This is a genomic window from Chamaesiphon minutus PCC 6605 (assembly GCF_000317145.1).
In the GTDB taxonomy this organism is placed as follows: Bacteria; Cyanobacteriota; Cyanobacteriia; order Cyanobacteriales; family Chamaesiphonaceae; genus Chamaesiphon; species Chamaesiphon minutus.
Genome location: NC_019697.1, coordinates 734,276 through 752,415, shown reverse-complemented (window position 1 = coordinate 752,415; position 18,140 = coordinate 734,276). Strand labels below are relative to the sequence as shown.

The window sequence follows — 18,140 nt, the reverse complement described above, 5'->3', positions numbered from 1 at the left end:
GGACATAAAAAAACCTGTAGCTAATCTCTACAGGTTTTAAATCTATAAATACGATTCTCTACTCAACACCCTCAATCCGGTCTTCGACCTCCTGGTAAAGGTCGCGGAGCATATCGAGATTTTCTTCGCTGGTTTCCCAATAACCGCGTCCATTTACTTCCAATAGCGTCGAAACAATCTTGCGGAACGAATTAGGATTGAGATCCATCAACCGCTTACACATCTCCTTATCCTTGATAAACGTGTCATTGGTTTCCTCATACACCCAATTATCTACCGCTCCGGCGGTGGCACTCCAACCGCTAGTATTCACCAACCGTTTCGAGAGTTCGCGCACGCCTTCATAGCCGTGGGAGAGCATTCCCTCATACCATTTGGGATTGAGTAGCTTGGTACGGGCATCTAAGCGGACAGTCTCGGAGAGGCTGCGAACTTGAGCGTTAGCGGTGGTGGTATCGGCGATGAACGAAGAAGGCATTTTGCCGTCGTCCCGCAGTTTGGCGACAATTTTGGTGGGGTCTGAGTCGTAGTAGTGGGATACGTCGGTCAGACTGATTTCCGAGGAATCGAGGTTTTGGAAGGTAACTTCGGCGGTTTTGAGGGTGGTTTCAAAGATCTCGCGAGCGTTATCCATTACGCCAGGATTGTCGGAGTTGAAGGCGAAGGATTTGCGTCCGAGGTACATTTCCTGAAGTTCGGCTTCGTTATCCCAGGTGCTATTTTCAATCGCGAGGTTGACGTTAGAAGAGTAGGAACCGGAGGCGTTGGAGAAGACGCGGGTGGCGGCTTGACGCAGGTTGATTCCCATTTCTTCGGCTTGAACTAGGGCGTGTTTGCGGATGAAGTTCATTTCTAAGGGTTCATCGGCTTCGGCTGCCATTTTCACGGCTTGGTCGAGTAGGTTCATCTGGTTGATGAACAGGTCGCGGAAGACACCGGAACAGTTGATTACCACATCGACGCGGGGACGACCGAGTTCTTCGAGGGGGATGAGGATCAGTTTGTTGACGCGGCCTAATGCGTCAGGGACGGGTTTAACGCCGACCATCCACATGATTTGGGCGAGGGATTCGCCGTAGGTTTTGATGTTGTCTGTACCCCAGAGAACGCAAGCGATAGTTTCGGGATATTTACCACCATTTTCCCGCATTTGCCGATCGAGTAACCGATCCACAACTACTTTGGCAGATTTAACTGCGGCTTCGGTGGGGATGGATTGAGGATCTAAGGCGTGCATGTTCTTACCTGTGGGTAAGACATCGGGATTGCGAATCGGGTCGCCACCTGGCCCTGGTAAGATATATTCTCCGCCTAAGCCTTGGAGGAGTGCGCCGAGTTCGTTGTCGGCACAGACTTGGGTGAGGCAAAATTCGAGGTAGTCGAATTGGGTTTTGATTTCTTCGAGGTTAACGTTTTTGTAACCGGAGGCGTAGAGGGATTCGACCCAGGCGGCTTTTTTGCCCATGTTGAAGATGTTCAACTTGGCGACGAAGGAAACTCGTCCTTCTTCGTTGATTTGAGCTTTAACCATTGCGGCGACGGCTTCGCGGACGGCGAGGGTCATATCTTGCAATAGTTGGACATCTTCGAGGATACCGCGATCGTTACTCTGATAGATTTGTTCTAAATTCCGTCCGATACTTTCGGCGATAATCCGTGGTAATCCTTTAATTCCTTCTTCTTCGCGATCGAGTGACGCTATATTTACTAGAGTCGCGATGGCTTCTTCGGCTGTGGGTGGTTTACCGACGACATGCAAGCCACAAGGGAGGAGGCGGGATTCGATTTCCATCAGGCGGCGATAGACGGAACCGACGATATTATCGCGGGTTTCGATGTCCATTGTGCCTGCATCGATGTCGGGTAATTCGACATCTTTATCGAGGTTGCAAATCCGCGCTTTATCCATAATCGTATTCACGATTTGCACGCCGCGACCACTATCGCGTAGAGCTTGGTAAGAGCCGACGAGTTCGCCGAGTTCTTGTAAGCCGCGATATAATCCAGCATTTTCGGCGGGGGGAGTCAGGTAGGAGATAGTTTCGGCGTAGGAACGACGTTTGGCAATCGTCGCCTCGCTAGGATTATTAGCGGCGTAGTAATAAAGGTTGGGAATATTACCGATCAAACTATCGGGGAAGCAGTCGTTGGACATTCCCATTTGTTTTCCTGGCATGAATTCTAGCGAACCGTGGGTACCAAAGTGGAGGACGGCATCCGCTTCCCAGACTTTTTCGAGGTAAGTATAGTAAGCCGCAAAACCGTGGTGGGGACTGGCGGAACGGGAGAATAACAACCGCATCGGGTCGCCTTCATAACCGAAGGTAGGCTGAACGCCGATGAAGATATTCCCGAAATGTTTGCCGTAAATAACCAGGTTTTGGCCGTCGCTATTAAGGTTACCTGGTGGTGGCCCCCAGCTTTCGTGAAGTTTCTCAGAATAAGGTGTGAGTGCTTCGTATTCTGGCACTGACATCCGATAAGCCACATTCAATTCGGGGCTATTATATTGTGCTTGCGCGTCGTGAATCACCTCTTCGAGTAATTCCTTGGGCGATGCGGGGATATCTCGGACATCATAGCCATTATCCCGCATGGATTTGAGGACTTCGTAGATCGAACCAAATACGTCTAAATATGCGGCGGTACCGACGTTCCCTTTGTCTGGTGGGAAACTAAAGACCGTAATCGCAACTTTCTTAGTGATTTTTGGCTTGCGACGCAGGTTTGCCCATTTCATCGCGCGTCCGGCAATCGCTTCGATCCGATCTTGCAAAGCGATCGCGCGTCCGGTCGAACCATCGCGACCTGATAGAATAATAGGCTCGATCGCACCATCTAATTCAGGAATCGCAATCTGTAATGCTACCTGAATCGGGTGCAAGCCTAAGTCGCTTTCTTCCCACTCTTCCGTAGTTTGGAAGACCAACGGTAACGCCACCATATAAGGACGATTCAACCGTTTTAGCACGTCAATTGCCTTGGGATGATCCTGTCGCGCTGGGCCACCAACGAGGGCAAATCCAGTCAGGGACACCACTGCATCGACGATCGCGTTGTTTTTGCCGATCGGGTCGAAGAAGAAGGCTTCTAGAGGCTTGGAGAAGTCCAAACCGCTGGCAAACATCGGGATGACTCGCGCACCCATCGCTTCAAATTCTTGGAGCATGGCGACATAATGCGCCGCGTCGCCAGTGACGATATGAGTCCGTTGCAATACCAAACCGATACAGGGAGCCAATGGATCTTTAAGATCGTCGGAAATATCGCGACGGCTGTTGTACCAATTCAGATATTCCTTAACATCCTCAAACATCTGCGGTGCCATCGGGTGCCAAATCCCCATATCTGGGAAAGTGACAGGATCTTGATATTTAATTTCCCCTGCGGAAGTTGCCGAATTGAGCGTATCATCTTCTTTTAAGACATATCGATCGGCCAACATCAACAAGAAGTTTTCCAAGTTCTCTGGCGTACCGCCTAACCAATACTGGAAGCTCAACATAAAGTTACGAGCATCCTGCGCTTTTTCCATCGGCAGGTACTTGAGGATATTGGGTAGAGTGTTCAATAACTTGAGCATTCCATCTTGGAAGCTACCCGCGCCAGCATTTGCTTTGCGCTTTTTCATGAACTCCCCGATCGCACTTTTAGATTGACCCAATTGTGCTAACGAGAAGCTACCCATTTTGCTCAACCGCATGACAGCAGGCATTGAGGGAAAGACTACCGCGACATCTAAATTATCCCGATGGGGGGCAACGGCGGCGACAACTTTTTCTGCTAAGTCTTCAATGAAAATCAGTGAAGCGATGAAGATATTCGCAGTTTGGATATCGCGCTCAAGTCCGGCATAATTTTCGGGATCGCGCAGTTCCTCTAGGAGATAGCCACTAATTTCGATCGCGACTTTGGGGTTGTGGTCGTTAATGGCTTTCACAGCAGCAGACAACGCGCTCTGGTACTGTGGCTCTAACACAACATAGACCACCTTCAATAACTGTCTGCCCCGCACATCGTCGGGAGTTATATGTCTAATGGTGGACTTGACGTTGGTGAACATGCGGTATTGCTCCTACAGGATAAATTCTAGTGAAGTTGAAGGCAAGTGGCTTGGATCTGAAGTGTAGCGCGACCGAGCGGAATTTGAAACACAGCGATTTTTTACATGTTGTAGCGTCGGCTGCGGATTGTCCACTCAGTTTTCGCTCTCTAGTAGTTTTAACAGAAAATCCAAGATGGGTAGTACTTCCTGGCTCTATCCGACACAATTTGCAAACAAAAACTTAACATTTGTTCGCGTTTAAAGCGAAAATCTTTGGTTTCTTCTCAATTTATCTACACAAATCTTAATATTTGGGAGCGAGTCTCGCTGGGTGGGGTTTGAGGTTAAGGTTGGGGTTTTCGCCAAATAATCAAGGAATTCGATCTAAAGTGTAGTGATTCATTTGAAAAAGATATTCTTACTATCACGATTGCATTAGATGTTGATTTAAGGATTGAAAGCATACTAATTAACTTGCCTGTCGATACAGACCTAATTAATGAAATCGATTGAAATCATGCCACCTGAGAATGCAAAGTCCCCCTATACGGACTTTGCATTCTCAGGTGCGGTTTCTAACCGCTGAAATTATAGTTAGTAACCTGGGTTAATTAGTCAGCCCGTGCTCTAATGCGTACCTGACTAGCTCGGTACGACTATTGGTGCCTGTTTTACCAAACAGCCGACTGACATACTTCTCGACATTGCGGACGCTAGTTTCTAATTGCTTGGCAATTTCCTTGTTCATCAATCCCGCCGCAACTAAATCGAGGACGCTTTGCTCGCGCGGGGTCAGATCGATCCGGATTGGGGGTGGCGTTTTGACGATGCCGCTGGTAGGATTGAGCATCCCCCGCAATTCGGCGGCAATTTGTTTGGCGATGCCTTCCATTTCGGGATTTTGGGAAGCTGCTACCGCTACAGTCCGCCGCTCTAGAAGGTTTTGGACGATCGCGATTAGCTCGTCTGGATCGAAAGGTTTGGACAGATAAGCATCGACACCTGCCTGATAGCCAGCAATCCGATCTGCTTTCATGCCTCTAGCTGTTAAGAAAATTACAGGTGTAGCTTTAAATCGATCGTCATCGCGCATTTGTTTGAGAAACTGATAGCCATCGACTTGGGGCATCATCACGTCAGAAATCACTAAGTCGGGTAACTGTTGTTGTAATAGCTCCCAGGCATCTTTGGCACTACTCGCGACTTGTACGACATAGCCACTATCTTCAAGATATGCTTGGACTGCTTCGCGCAATCCCGGTTCGTCATCTACCAGTAAAAGTTTTCCTGCCATTATTTTGCGTTCCTATGCCCTTGCTGTCTGTACTTCTCACTTTAGCAAAACTTGCAGGGTTTAATATGAGTCTTGTTGAGTATCGATCGCAGCACTCAGTAATTGCAAAACAGTTACAGATCGTTTTTCGATGCTTTGATTTTCAAATTTAGAGGATCTGAGATCGACATCGACCCCAAGCGGCATTGTAAATCGAGCTAGGTGTCAGTACTTTGGCCGATTGAATTTTAGGAGTATTTGCTATGATAACAAATAGGCAAACGAGTTTCAAAATTTGCATATATTTACAATGGTAATGGCTTATAAAAAGTGTGCTTTTGTCAGCTACCTACGGCTGATAATATTTGATTAAATGGCGCACTTTTAGCGATGATTACTTGGCCATTGCCTCTGATACATCTATAAAATTTATTAAAAATCGAGTTTATTATTAAATTAATTATTAAAGTTGATGCTCCTCACAAATACGTCAATTCCGACATCACTGATGGTCTCGATCTGGAGTTTGCGCTCCGTACCCATCAGTATGCTGATTCTCATGTTTGTGTTTAATAGTGGTAGCACGAAGATTCCGCATCCCAATTTACATTTCTGGTTTGACGCGCTCGCGCTCGTCGGAATTGTTGGCATTATTGCCTATTGGCATAAGCTAAAACGCCTCCACTGGAATGTCAGCTTTGTTATCTATTTATATATTTTCATAGTCTTAATTCTCCGCAATCCCTATGGCATTTTAACTGCTCTCTCCGATGGGCAATTAACCGCACTAGATTGGCAATATTTTCTCAATAGTGTGTGGGTAGGTTTGGGAATATTTGGCGTCGGGATGTTACTAGAAGTCTTAATTTTTCATCTACGTCAGTTCAAAGTTTGGGCATGGTGGTTGGCTCTGGCAGTCTCGATCTCCTATGTATCTAGTATCGTGTTCTTTTTCTCAGGAACTTTGGGCATCTGGAGTCTACTCGATACCGATACCAAGCAGGCATTTAAACGTTACGTAAGGCATGGTAAAGCAAAGTAATAGTGTCGAGCTGCCAAAGATCGCCCTATCTCGATAAACCGTTGTAAGATCGAGAGCGTCCACCGATCTGTTCGTCTTTTGAATATCTCTTCTGCTCGATCCCCACTCAAAATTCTCATTCTCTCCACGCCAGTGGGTGCTTTAGGTTCTGGTTTAGGGGGAGGTGTAGAACTAACGATCGCCAATCTCGCTCGCGAACTGCAATCGCGCGGACATGAGATCGAGATTATCGCGCCCATGGGTTCTGATTTAGGCGATCTGTCGATTATTCAAATCCCTGGAGAACTCCAAATCACCGCTCAAACTCAGGAACAAGCGGCATCTATTGTCATGCCAGGAGATCCAGTGTTGGCGAATATGTGGGCAAAAGCCAGAGCGATCCAACACGATTATGACATTATTTTTAATACGGCTTTCGATTGGCTGCCATTTTATCTAACCCCGTTTTTCGATCGACCGATCGCGCATTTTGTCAGCATGGGTTCGCAAATCGCCGCGATCGATTTAGCGATCGAACGCGTGGCGATCGATTTCCCTGGGACGATCGGCGTATGTACGCGCACTCAAGCCGAGACTTTTAGCTTTGCAGATCGATGTTGTGTCGTCGGCGGAAGTGGGGTAGATCCGGCTATCTATGAGTACTGCGACACTCCTGAGGATACTCTGGCTTGGTTGGGCAGAATCTCGCCAGAAAAGGCTCTTGAAGATGCTGTCGCCGCCGCCGAGCGGACGGGGATGAAGCTCAAAATTATGGGCAAAATTCAAGATCCAGATTATTGGGCACAAATTCAACGCGATTATCCCCACGCGCCGATCGAATATCTGGGCTTTTTACCCACTCATGAGTTACAACAAGCTCTCCGATCGTGTAAAGGAATGTTAATGACACCTCGCTGGGTAGAAGCATTCGGAAATGTAGCAATCGAAGCTCTCGCCTGTGGCGTCCCAGTCATTGCTTATCGGCGTGGGGGGCCTGCCGAAATCATTGCAGATGGTAAAACGGGGTTTTTGATCGAACCAGACAGTGTAGATGCTTTAGTACGGGCGATTGAGAATTTGGATGAGATCGATCGATCCAACTGTCGTCATGCTGCCGAAACTGTCTTCTCACAATCGGCGTGGGGAACCGTGATGGAAAATTGGTTTGTTGGCGTAGCCTCTCGGCAGGAGCATCGATTGGTGAAGTAGATCTAAGCCAGGTTGAGGACGGTAACCACAAGGGCACTTGTGTCAACTTAAAGATTTTGAGTTACTCCAAACCAGAGCGGAAAGAGCATCTTGCTTTCGATGCCTTAAGTACTTGCTCGAATACTTGAGCAAAGTGCCTGACTGGCAGTTGAATCAATCGCTACCAGAGTTGGCAGCATGAGCTAAGATCTAGGGAAAATTACAATCGGGTCATCAATCGACATGAAGGTAATAAATATACAATCTACCAATCGGATCGCTATTGTCTTAGCAATGTCGTTAGTCTCGCTCTGTTCGTTAGCAATGTCTGCTACCGCCCAACCAGATCCAGAAGTGGCGATCGATCGCCTGTTTCGGGATGATTCTGCTCCAGGTAGCACTAGTCAGGGGCGAGAATTACTGGGAAGTGTGAAAAAATGGATGGGGTCTTATCAGCGCACCCTGTCGGGGCGACTTGTCGCCTATAACGCTGATAGGATAAGTCTCATAGCTCTCAAGCCTTGTTGATAATTAGGTAGTTTATGTGGGGACAAAGACATTAATTCAACAACAACCTGCCAATTACTAGATGTTGAATCGACCCATGATTCACCCCAGAGTCCAATATAGAAAGTGCTATGTCTAGCATATTTTCGGTGATGTTCTGTTTTTCTGCCGAGATATTCTTGAACTTGCTTTGATTTGATATCTATCCCTTGGATGATACTCTTCAAGTATGCTAGTGATAGCAAAATCAATAATTTGCTCAATCGTTCGCCCGTTAAATTAGTCTTTTCTAAGTTATATCCTCCGCCCTTAAAGTCTCGAAACATCTCCTCAATTCCAAATCTTTTAGCATAGGTATCAACTGCTGCTTGTAGATCTGCCAAGCTGGTCAGAATATACCAAGGCTCTTTTGTGGTAATATTTCGATATTTACCTAGCCATTTACCTGCTAGGTTAAATCCTTCAACTGGTGCAGTTTTTCTAATTGTTACTTCTTGATTAAAAAAGCTATTTCCTGGCTCTAATCCTAGCCTTTTCAGTTCAGTCCACAATTCCTCTTCAGTCTTGATACAAACATTCTTTTTCAGTCGTAAACAGAAATCTATTTTCTGCTCTCTAAGCCAGTTCGCAAGAGTAACACTACAAAATTCACGATCTCCCAGTACCAACAAGCTATAATCTGATAGGGCAGCGAATACTGGGGTTAATACTAATTGTTGGTTTTCCAATGTACTGTTCCCTTGTTTATCAAGCATTTGCCAATAAATAGGAATTGCTCTCTTTCGCCAAATCATACTGACCATCAAAATATTGTTTGATTGCCATTTGGTTCGATCTATTGCTAAATATATAATATTATTCTGTTTGACATTGCCTTTAATCCAAGCAATCACTAGTGATAACCAAACATTATCTAAATCCCATTCATCATTTGATAAAAATCTCTGGACTTTTTTCTTCTGCTTTCAAATTTAATTGGCATCGCTAGTTTTGTTGCGATGCTTTCTAGCGTGACTTCTTTAATAGATTGCACTACTTGAATCAATAAAATTGTCAATAAGTAGTTACCGCGTGTGAATTTTTCTGACAAATGGGCATGATACAATTCTGGTAACATTTAATTGTTTTTTGGGTAAGAAGCTCTCTTACCCTATCTTTTTTGATACTATTTGTCTAGAGTTGTCTCTCTGCCGAGTTTTCAGGCGACCTGTCGCCCCGTCAGCAGCGCACCTTAAAAAGTGGTAACGGTTATGTGGCCATCTTCGATAGTGGTTCGCTACCGATCGATGCCAAGTTTAGAGCCAATGGTATGGTTGAAAGTATGACTTTTGGTTGTCCGACTTCCCGCTCGTTGTCGGTAAGTAACGCACCGATGGAGCTGCGCAAAGCATTATCTAAGTGTCCTGGCTTCAAATAATCTCTTAGATAACAATGACATTGGGTTCTTCTGAAACAGATCGCCAGAACCCAACACCTGACATTTTGCAAGCGAGCTTGTGCTTATTGCCATCTGGCAAATAACTGACCCAAACTAGCATTCCAATCTGGTAACTGGACGCCAAAATCGGCCAACACCTTACTGTTATCTAAGATCGAATAAGCCGGACGTTGGGCGGGAGTAGGATAATCGGTAGCTGGAATCGCTAAAATATTTTCGACAGCCAGATGTCGATCGGGATAATGCGATCGATACTCAGAGACAATCTCAGTCGCGAACCCATGCCAACTAGTTTTACCCGCTGCGGAGAGATTGTAAATCCCCTTCAAATTCGATCGATCTGGATGAGACTGGGCAATGATTTGGGCGGTTGCTTCAGCGATCGATCTACTCCAAGTCGGCGCGCCTACCTGATCGGCGACGATTTTGAGTTCGGGACGTTCGGCGGCTAGTCGCAAAATCGTCAGTAAGAAATTTTTGCCCCGATTGCCATATACCCATGTCGTCCGCAAAATCAGGTGCGCGCAATCTACTTGGGTAATTGCCTGCTCTCCAGCAAGTTTGCTAGCTCCATAGGCACTGACTGGATTTGGAGTGTCAGTTTCTAGATAGGGAGTAGTTTTACGACCGTCAAAGACGTACTCTGTCGAGTAATGGATCAGTAAAGCTTGAGATTTGCGGGCTAGTTCGGCGAGAATCCCCGGCGCGGTGCCATTAATCGCCATGGCTAATTCTGGCTCGCTTTCAGCCTTATCCACGGCGGTATAAGCTGCCGCATTGACAATAATTTGCGGTTGGAGGGCAGCGATCTTGGCTCTAATCCGATCGGGATCGGCTAAGTCTAGATCTTGAGATCCTAAGACCGTCACCCGTCCTAATGTCGCCAGCGTCACTTGCAGCTCCCAAGCAACTTGTCCCTGTTGACCGAGAATTAAAATTTCTTTCATGTTTTAGCACTCATCTATATCGACAAGTCGTTTCATCGTCATGCCAAGTTTACAGCTAACTCGCACGCTTAGATATTTGAGTTGCTGTCGATTTTGTACATTTTGCTGAATAATTGTGGATTAGCTGCGGACGATCGGACTTTTATATGGCTTGCGTTCTGGTTTTGGCTCAAAAACGATCGGGCAAGACCAATCGACATCCCACCATTTGCAGTGCTGGATACTATCATTAGGATCTGGCACTAAGCCGAGCAAATCTTCCCTAACTGTATCGAGAAATGCACCAGTTCCTACATCCATAAATACCGTATTTAGGAGTTTAAAATGCTGCTTGATCTTCACTTTTTCGCCAGTTGCTGTCTGATAAACCCTGCCTTCAAAAAATTTGTTTACCCTACCGCCATCCCTAGACCATTGATTGGTGCTGCCAGACTTCACCCATTGGACGGTACCATTAGCAAAATAAACTATCACCAATTTAGGATCTTCTACTTTTTTGTCGTTCATATTGCGGATATTATGGGAAGAAATTGTGCCTGACGATTGCCTGCCTTGTCCGAGTCGTGCGATGCTCGCGTGCGGAGGCTACACCATCGCAATTACAACTAGCTCGATTTTCTAGGGGCGAGGTTTTGCCAGCCTGAAACACTATATTATATCCTGTCTTTCGTGGTGGAATAAGTTATTTGTAATAACAAATGAGAGGGGGATGGGTGGATGAGTAATGGGTAATCATGGGTGGATAGTACCGATCTCCCAATCCTGTCAATCCTCTAATCCTCAAATCCCGATCGGTAATGGGTAGAGATAGTACCGACAACCATCACCTGTCAATCCTTGAATCCTCAAATTCCGATCGAGCTTGGATTTTCGATCGCAAAGTTTCTTATACTGAAGTAGCTCTCTAACAGGCTCGATTGCCGATCGAATTGTGATAGCAGCCCTCCTTTACGGTCGCGAAGATCTCCGCCTCGAAACCATCGATCCGCCCTCGCCTGCCGAAGGTGAAGTGACGATCGAGATTGCCGCTGCGACTACTTGCGGGACGGATCTTAAAGTCTGGCGGCGCGGCGGACATGCCAAAATGCTCGATTTGCCAACTCGATTCGGACATGAAGGGGCGGGTAAAATTATCGCCGTCGGTCGCGGTGTCACGGATTGGCGCGTTGGCGATCGGGTAGTGGCTAACAATTCAGCTCCATGCATGAGTTGCTTTTTTTGTCAACATCGAGAGTATTCGCTCTGTCCGAATTTAACTTGGAATAACGGGACTTTTGCCGAATATATTAATATTCCCGCCCCGATCGTCCGTCACAATCTACTGCATATCCCCGCCGATCTCGATGCCGATTTAGCGGCGATGACCGAACCATTGGCTTGTGTTTTGCATGGGGTCGCGCGCAGCAATTTTACCCCCGATTCTAGAGTAGTCGTCATTGGCGATGGGGCGATCGGGTTGATGTTCGTGGCGGTGATGGCGAGTCAATGTCAGTCGGTGTGGCTATTTGGCGGTAGCGATCGCCGTTTGGCGGTGGGCGAAGAGTTGGGAGCCGATCGGATTTGGAATTACCGTCAGTGTGACATTCCTAGCACTGTGAAGGATTTAACTCAGGGGTGGGGTGCTGATATCATTATCGAAGCCACTGGGGTACCGAGCGTGTGGGAAACTGCGATCGCTTGCGGGCGTCCGGGTGCGACGATTAATTTATTTGGCGGTTGTCCGAAAGATACGACGATTAGCGTTAATACCGATCTGCTCCACTACAGCGAACTCACGCTCAAAGGGGTGTTTCATAATACTCCCCACCACGTCCGCGCAGCTCTAACGATGCTCGCGAGCAAGCAGATCCCCTTTGAATTATTAATTAGCGATCGACGCCCCCTCAAGGATTTAGCCCAAACTTTTGAAGATATGAGGAATCGGGAAGTAATTAAGGTGGCAATGATTCCACATTAGTTTGGTAGCACCTGAGATCGGGTATACATGAGATCGTTACTGGTGCGAGCGAAACCCGGATCTGGGGGTCGGAACCTCCAGACTCCCCTGCGTAAGGGTCGAGTAGGTTGCGGTTGGGCGCGTTTCTCGCCGAGACACTACGCGTTGTCTTGACCAAAACGCACGCCGAGGAGACCTCGGCGCGATTTTGGTCGCTGGCGCAGCCTCGCCTCTGGCGATACGCATTAGTGCGTTTAGTCAGGTATCTGCGGGGGCTTATTGCTGGCTAGTCAAGATTTACGACGTTGCTCCGTAGCTATCAACTATTCACTATCAACTAATTACTCGATCCCGCGTCGCATGATACCTATAAACCACGCATCGGGTAGGAGCTTGCGGAAGCCCAGTAAGAAGCTAGCATTGCCGCCAGCCGGATAGCGTAGCTTCCCGGTACCATCGGTGGCAGCGCGATAGATGGCTTGGGCGGTTACTTCTGGTGGCGAACCGTTGCTACCCGCTGCATCCATTTTCGGTAAAATTCGATTGACATATTCATCGTATACAGTCAATCCAGCTTTTTTGGCAACTGAGATCGATCGACTATAAAAATCGGTTTTAATGGGGCCGGGTTCGATAATTTTGACTTTAATATTAAACTGTCGCAGTTCGTATTGTAATGATTCGGAAAAACCCTCTACCGCCCATTTGGTGGCATGGTAGGGACTATAAATCGGAAATGTCATCCGTCCGCCGACTGAAGCCACATTAACTAAAACGCCCTGTTGACGAAGCCGAAAGTGCGGCAAGATCGCCCGCGTGACTTCCATTAAGCCAAAGACATTCGTCTCAAATTGAGCGCGAATATCAGCCATCTCGCAAGCTTCAAACGCCCCGATCAGTGCGTAGCCAGCATTATTAATTACAACATCGATCGTCCCAAATTGGGAGATTGCCCGATCGATCGCCGCATGAATCGTTTCCGATTGAGTCACATCTAGCGGCAAGCACAGTACATTTGGCAGCTCGGCTAGTTCGGGCGATTTTTCGGGCGATCGCATGGTGGCGACTACGTTCCAACCTTGCTGCTGAAATAGTTGTGCCGTGGCTCGTCCAATCCCAGTCGAGGCACCTGTGATTAGTACTGTTTTAGTCATGGCAGATAATTATTGATGAAATAGTTGTACCGTGGCTTGTCCGCTCTCAATATAAGCAATGGCGATCGAAACCACCTTCCCAACTGCGGAAATTTGGCAGTTTCGATCTATTTTAAGTGTTCTAGAGATGGAGCGGACGATCTCGCGATCGTTACTGCAAAGTTGCTAGATTTCTAATTTGGGTCTAACCCAAATTATTTGCCATAGCCACTTACATTAATTAGATGATAACCCTGAGCCACGTATTTATCGAATTCAGCTTGGTACTGTGCCGATGTCAGCCCATGGCGAGCTACCCATGCCGTACTGGGCGATTTATCCCAAATTGCTGCATAACGATCTTGCCCATTAACGCCATAACCGCTGACTTGCACTAGACGGTAACCCTGTGCGACATATTTATCGAATTCAGCTTGGTACTGTGCCGATGTCAGCCCATGGCGAGCTACCCATGCCGTACTGGGCGATTTATCCCAAATTGCTGCATAACGATCTTGCCCATTAACGCCATAACCGCTGACTTGCACCAAGCGGTAACCCTGTGCGACATATTTATCGAATTCAGCTTGGTACTGCGCCGATGTCAGCCCATGGCGAGCTACCCAAGCAGTGCTGGATGATTTGTTCCAAATTGCTGCATAGCGATCTGGAGAGCCGAGCACCTTAAGTTTTGCGCCGAGCGGATTGACTTGCATGACGGGTTTAGCACTAACTACCGCAGTACTCCCGATCGAAATTAAGCAAATACTAACAATCGTACTTACCAATCTATTAACGTTATTGTTACCCATGATTCTCGATTTTTAGAAATCGAGATGTATTATATCTAAAATATATACACTCAGAGTATATTAGCTGGGAAACTTAACTATTCGCATACTCAAATCCAGCCAGTGAGATCGAGTAATCGGCGCGCTGGTGGAGATATAGTCTACGCCAGTCTCGGCGACTTGGCGAATGGTGGTGAGGGTAATATTTCCCGATGCTTCGATTTTAATGCGGGGGTTGGCCGATCGAATCATTGCCACTGCTTGACGCATCAGCTCTGGGGACATATTATCGAGCATGATAATATCTGCCTGAGACTCGATCGCTTCGGTGACTTGTTCTAACGATTCGGTTTCGACTTCAATCGTCAGTGGGTATGGCATGGCTCGACGGATGCTGTCGATCGCCACATTAATGCCGCCCGCCGCTGCGATATGATTGTCCTTGATCATCACGGCATCATCCAATCCCACGCGGTGATTGACGCCGCCGCCGACGGTTGTCGCATATTTTTCCAACAGGCGCAAACCAGGCGTGGTTTTGCGAGTATCGACCAATTGAGTCGGTAGATCGGCAATACATTCGACATATTTATGAGTAGCCGTAGCGATGCCGCTCAGTCGCATCGTCAAATTCAAAGCCGTCCGTTCGCCCATGAGCAAAGTAGCCAGATTGGCAGTAACTTCGGCGATCGGTTGTCCCAACTTACAAGCGGCTCCTTCGGCAATTAACGGCTCGAATTTGGCTTGAGGGTTTAAAAGTTCAAAAACTCGTTTGGCAATGGGCAGTGCGGCAATTAGACCCGTTTCCTTGGCAATCCAGGTAGCAGTACTTACCCGATCGACATTGGGCAAACCTTGCGTACTGCGATCGCCTCTACCGATATCTTCTTGCAGCCATTGACGTAAATGAGCATCGAGGACGATCCAGGGGGGAAGAGTTGGAGCCATTTGAGGTTGATGACGCGATCGGGTTAATGAGGTCTTGGCTGACAAGCTAGACCTGGCATATTTAGCTTAGGCGAACCTCGCTATTCTATCATTAGCAGATTTCCGCTCATCCCGAACGGTAGTATCGATGCGATCGTCATAGCTTCAATAATTTGGGTAATAATTAACAACACGCAGCACAACTGTAATAAATATGGTGTTGCCAATTTCAGTGTTAGAGCAATCGATATTAGCAACTTAGAGGCGGATCGGGTTTGTTTTCACCCATTCTTGAGATGGTGGTGGTACTGCTATAGGTGGCTTTTGGTCTGCCTTGTAATAGCCAGCTCTAGTTAGCTGTAATTCCTTATAATAGGTGGCAAAATCACTGGTATGGGGCAAAAAATTATCGATAGATTGTTGCTGTTTTAGCCCTTCTTTCCACACACTTTTCTCAACTGTACCGATCGCCAGATAGTCATTACCGATCGATTCAGGAGCTTGTTGGCTAAATAATGCAGTCAGATAATGCTCGATTTCATGTTTGTGAGCAATTAGTAGATCGCAATCTCGACAGAAACGACAAGTATAGTTGAGTGCAATTAGGTGTTTGGGATTGACATGAATCAAGATCGGTATTTTGCGTTGTCCAGTCTTGCGATCGCACAACGGACAACGGGATACTCGTTCGTCTGGGTAAGGATTGATCATGAAACTGTATTTGGGTGGCAATCCACCAAGTTGTCGTCGTTTAGTTTTTGCCATTCGATCGCACCTTTCTGGGATTTAACTTTCTATTTTAAATTGGGGCACCGCTATCGATTGCAATCGATCGACAGATATTGGTGAAGGCGGACGGGTTCGTTCTGATTTGGTAGTGATAGGTAGGAATTTCTAGCATAAACCCGCCCTCACTAGCCGATCGGTGTTAAACATCTATACGTTATAGTTCGATTACTCCTGCAATTAATTTCCAGCATGGATGCTCACCTTCCCAGTCTGGACGAGGGGCAAAAGGCATCGAAAGGCTTACTGTTACTAAATAGATGCCTGTTGGCTGATGTCCTTGGTTGAGCTTCTCAACAAACACTGGATCGGTAATTTTCGCATCATTTAAACTTTGACCACTCTTAGTTCTAATCGTTCCTCGCCATCCACTAACAGAGCTTCCTGTCACAGAAAAATTAGTAGTCTCGATCAGTTGTAATGTCCGACGTTCGTTAAAATTCAAAGACTGCAAAGAAGAAGGATTAACATATTTCAAGTTATTATGCAAAATACTTGAAGAACTTCCACAATATTTAATTAAATCACTTGGTTTTGCCTTACCCCATAATTTCCATTCACCATCCAATATAGTCAGGTTTTCACATTCAAACCCAAAATCATTTCCAGTATCATTAAGGGGAATTTCTAAAATATCTAGTAGCTCTGGTTCTCTTCCTTCAACAATCCGAATTGAGGCTGGGACTCTTCCATCTTGGGGAAAGCGATTACAGATAGGGCGAACCCATCGCCCTGACTCAATATCAATTCCAGCAATACACCTTTCTGTTAGTTTTAAAGAATTAGAAAGACAGATAATTCTTTTTGTTGATGACATACATTTTCGATCTTAGAGGTGACATATCTTTATGTTTCCCCATTTTTCATTTAAATACTCAGCAACTAGACGACGATGACAGTTATGAGGCGTTGGCTCACTACACAGCAGACAAGCACCATCTATCAAAAGTGGAGATACTTTTTTTTCTATTTTTCGATTGGCAAGAAGTTGTAAAAACTTTTTCTCATATACGCCCCAATCACCTTTATTTTTTTTATATTCATCAAGAATATCTTTGGTTGGAGCTAGATCGAGTATATGAACGTATTCAATATTTCCAATGATTTTTAGAAAGTATTCTAAGTCAGTTTTTTTTGTGAACCCCGCTAATTGAGAAATGTTATTTAGACGAGTGTCAATAACTCTTTGTACACCTGATTTTTTCAGAGTTTCAAAGAACTTTTGAGCGTTTTTCTGGGTAAACCCGATTGTGAATAGCTCGATCTGTTCTTCCATGATTATTATAATTTTTATCTACGTATGCAATTTCATAGCCTTGAAGTTGATAGGCTTTCTTCAGAGATTCCTCTTTTGTTGGTAATCTACTTTTTGGCTGTTCAAAGAGAGAAAGTTGAAGTTGCTCTTCTCGATCTTCTGTGAATTCAATTAAACCATGCTTATTCAACATTCTTTCTTCTAGCTGAATATGAGATTCTAGCTCGCCACCTTTTAAAATATGATTGATATTTAGGTCTGGATGCCGAACGTGCTGACAAACCAAAATTGCTCTATGACAAGTAATGGGGTCTTTTTCCGCACACATTAGTGAAATTCTGTGCTTCTGCAAACCTTTCAAAAGTCTTTCAATACCTTTCTGAAATTGAGCAGTTGCTGCAATATTTTCATATAATGCTCTCCCATCAATGTAACATCTCAGATCGTCGGTTCTTGCGCCTAGTTCTTTTCCTAGAAAAACATAATAAATGTTTTCTTTAGCTAATAGTTCTTTCAAAAAATTGCGATTAAAATGCGGCATGAAACGGCTGTAAGGATGAGACCTTACATCAGCTACTGCATTTATCTCATGTTTTTTCAGCAAAGAAATAAATGTTTCTATTTCGTAAGTAGAGTGTCCAATTGTAAATAAGTCCATCAATACCGTTCCCTTGAATGAACGTTTATTAAGTAATTATAACTCACCAGTGCCTTCACTTGTGGCTCGGACAACATATCCAAGTTCCTCAGTATCAGAATACTATGAATGAAATATATATTTATTGACTATACGAAAATCCTCTGAAATTGGAAGAAGAGCGTATGAGAGTTCGATTTAAAATCTAAGCTGTCCATCATCTAATAAATATAATACCCAAAAATCTTGTATATAT

General features: G+C 45.7%; 17 protein-coding genes and 1 pseudogene. 5 read left to right on the top strand and 13 right to left on the bottom strand.

All coding sequences use genetic code 11. From position 1 onward, the window contains the following. Nucleotides 1-58 precede the first annotated feature (58 nt). Nucleotides 59-4,063 (bottom strand): magnesium chelatase subunit H, encoded by a 4,005-nt coding sequence (locus CHA6605_RS03485; RefSeq protein ID WP_015158166.1) that lies wholly within the window; start codon nt 4,061-4,063, stop codon nt 59-61. Nucleotides 4,064-4,652: 589 nt separating this feature from the next. Beyond that, a complete protein-coding gene (locus tag CHA6605_RS03480; RefSeq protein WP_015158165.1) occupies nt 4,653-5,339 on the bottom strand; it encodes a response regulator transcription factor in 687 nt (228 codons plus the stop codon). A 451-nt stretch (nt 5,340-5,790) separates the two neighbouring features. Here CHA6605_RS03480 and CHA6605_RS03475 point away from each other — a divergent pair, with 451 nt between their 5' ends. The 3 genes from CHA6605_RS03475 (at nt 5,791) to CHA6605_RS33565 (ending at nt 8,055) form a co-directional block, all read left to right on the top strand. Further along, entirely contained in the window at nt 5,791-6,360 is a 570-nt protein-coding gene (locus CHA6605_RS03475) for a hypothetical protein (protein ID WP_015158163.1), read from the top strand. Between the two features lie 78 nt (nt 6,361-6,438). Further along, entirely contained in the window at nt 6,439-7,548 is a 1,110-nt protein-coding gene (locus tag CHA6605_RS03470; protein ID WP_232432177.1) for a glycosyltransferase family 4 protein, read from the top strand. Between the two features lie 222 nt (nt 7,549-7,770). Next, entirely contained in the window at nt 7,771-8,055 is a 285-nt protein-coding gene (locus CHA6605_RS33565; RefSeq protein WP_015158161.1) for a hypothetical protein, read from the top strand. Here CHA6605_RS33565 and CHA6605_RS03465 read toward each other — a convergent pair. Together CHA6605_RS03465 and CHA6605_RS35385 are read right to left on the bottom strand one after the other, a co-directional pair. Next, nucleotides 8,010-8,933 (bottom strand): annotated as a pseudogene (locus CHA6605_RS03465) (IS4 family transposase); the annotation flags it as partial. The gene CHA6605_RS33565 and the pseudogene CHA6605_RS03465 overlap by 46 nt on opposite strands. Before the next feature lie 14 nt (nt 8,934-8,947). Then, nucleotides 8,948-9,151, bottom strand: a complete 204-nt coding sequence (locus CHA6605_RS35385; RefSeq protein WP_015158159.1) for a hypothetical protein — start codon at nt 9,149-9,151, stop codon at nt 8,948-8,950. A 135-nt stretch (nt 9,152-9,286) separates the two neighbouring features. On the opposite strand from CHA6605_RS35385, the gene CHA6605_RS35380 reads away from it, so the two are divergent. Then, on the top strand, nt 9,287-9,451 hold the full coding sequence (locus CHA6605_RS35380; protein ID WP_157259758.1) for a hypothetical protein: 165 nt from the start codon (nt 9,287-9,289) through the stop codon (nt 9,449-9,451). Between the two features lie 83 nt (nt 9,452-9,534). On the opposite strand, the gene rfbD is transcribed toward CHA6605_RS35380, so the two are convergent. Together rfbD and CHA6605_RS03455 are read right to left on the bottom strand one after the other, a co-directional pair. Continuing rightward, entirely contained in the window at nt 9,535-10,419 is an 885-nt protein-coding gene (gene rfbD / locus CHA6605_RS03460; protein WP_015158158.1) for a dTDP-4-dehydrorhamnose reductase, read from the bottom strand. Between the two features lie 120 nt (nt 10,420-10,539). Continuing rightward, nucleotides 10,540-10,926 carry a hypothetical protein gene (locus CHA6605_RS03455; protein WP_015158157.1) on the bottom strand — a complete coding sequence of 129 codons (387 nt, stop codon included), beginning with the start codon at nt 10,924-10,926 and terminating at the stop codon, nt 10,540-10,542. 424 nt (nt 10,927-11,350) lie between these two features. On the opposite strand from CHA6605_RS03455, the gene CHA6605_RS03450 reads away from it, so the two are divergent. Beyond that, nucleotides 11,351-12,376, top strand: coding sequence for a zinc-dependent alcohol dehydrogenase (locus CHA6605_RS03450; RefSeq protein WP_015158156.1), 1,026 nt, complete (start codon nt 11,351-11,353; stop codon nt 12,374-12,376). Between the two features lie 320 nt (nt 12,377-12,696). Here the strand turns inward: CHA6605_RS03450 and CHA6605_RS03445 are convergent, their stop codons facing one another. The 7 genes from CHA6605_RS03445 to CHA6605_RS03415 all read right to left on the bottom strand — a co-directional run bounded on the left by CHA6605_RS03445 (nt 12,697) and on the right by CHA6605_RS03415 (nt 17,905). Next, on the bottom strand, nt 12,697-13,509 hold the full coding sequence (locus CHA6605_RS03445; RefSeq protein ID WP_015158155.1) for an SDR family oxidoreductase: 813 nt from the start codon (nt 13,507-13,509) through the stop codon (nt 12,697-12,699). Between the two features lie 194 nt (nt 13,510-13,703). Beyond that, the gene (locus CHA6605_RS03440; RefSeq protein WP_015158154.1) at nt 13,704-14,300 is read right to left on the bottom strand and encodes a hypothetical protein; all 597 of its coding nucleotides are present in this window, start codon (nt 14,298-14,300) and stop codon (nt 13,704-13,706) included. Nucleotides 14,301-14,360: 60 nt separating this feature from the next. Beyond that, nucleotides 14,361-15,227 carry a carboxylating nicotinate-nucleotide diphosphorylase gene (nadC, locus tag CHA6605_RS03435; RefSeq protein ID WP_015158153.1) on the bottom strand — a complete coding sequence of 289 codons (867 nt, stop codon included), beginning with the start codon at nt 15,225-15,227 and terminating at the stop codon, nt 14,361-14,363. A gap of 237 nt (nt 15,228-15,464) precedes the next feature. Further along, nucleotides 15,465-15,971, bottom strand: coding sequence for a hypothetical protein (locus CHA6605_RS03430; protein WP_015158152.1), 507 nt, complete (start codon nt 15,969-15,971; stop codon nt 15,465-15,467). A 178-nt stretch (nt 15,972-16,149) separates the two neighbouring features. Then, complete coding sequence (locus CHA6605_RS03425; RefSeq protein WP_015158151.1) at nt 16,150-16,809, bottom strand: dual OB domain-containing protein; 660 nt, start codon at nt 16,807-16,809, stop codon at nt 16,150-16,152. A 12-nt stretch (nt 16,810-16,821) separates the two neighbouring features. Next, nucleotides 16,822-17,268 carry a DUF488 domain-containing protein gene (locus tag CHA6605_RS03420; protein ID WP_015158150.1) on the bottom strand — a complete coding sequence of 149 codons (447 nt, stop codon included), beginning with the start codon at nt 17,266-17,268 and terminating at the stop codon, nt 16,822-16,824. Then, nucleotides 17,204-17,905 (bottom strand): DUF488 domain-containing protein, encoded by a 702-nt coding sequence (locus tag CHA6605_RS03415; protein ID WP_015158149.1) that lies wholly within the window; start codon nt 17,903-17,905, stop codon nt 17,204-17,206. Before CHA6605_RS03415 ends, CHA6605_RS03420 begins: the two co-directional genes overlap by 65 nt. Nucleotides 17,906-18,140 lie beyond the last annotated feature (235 nt).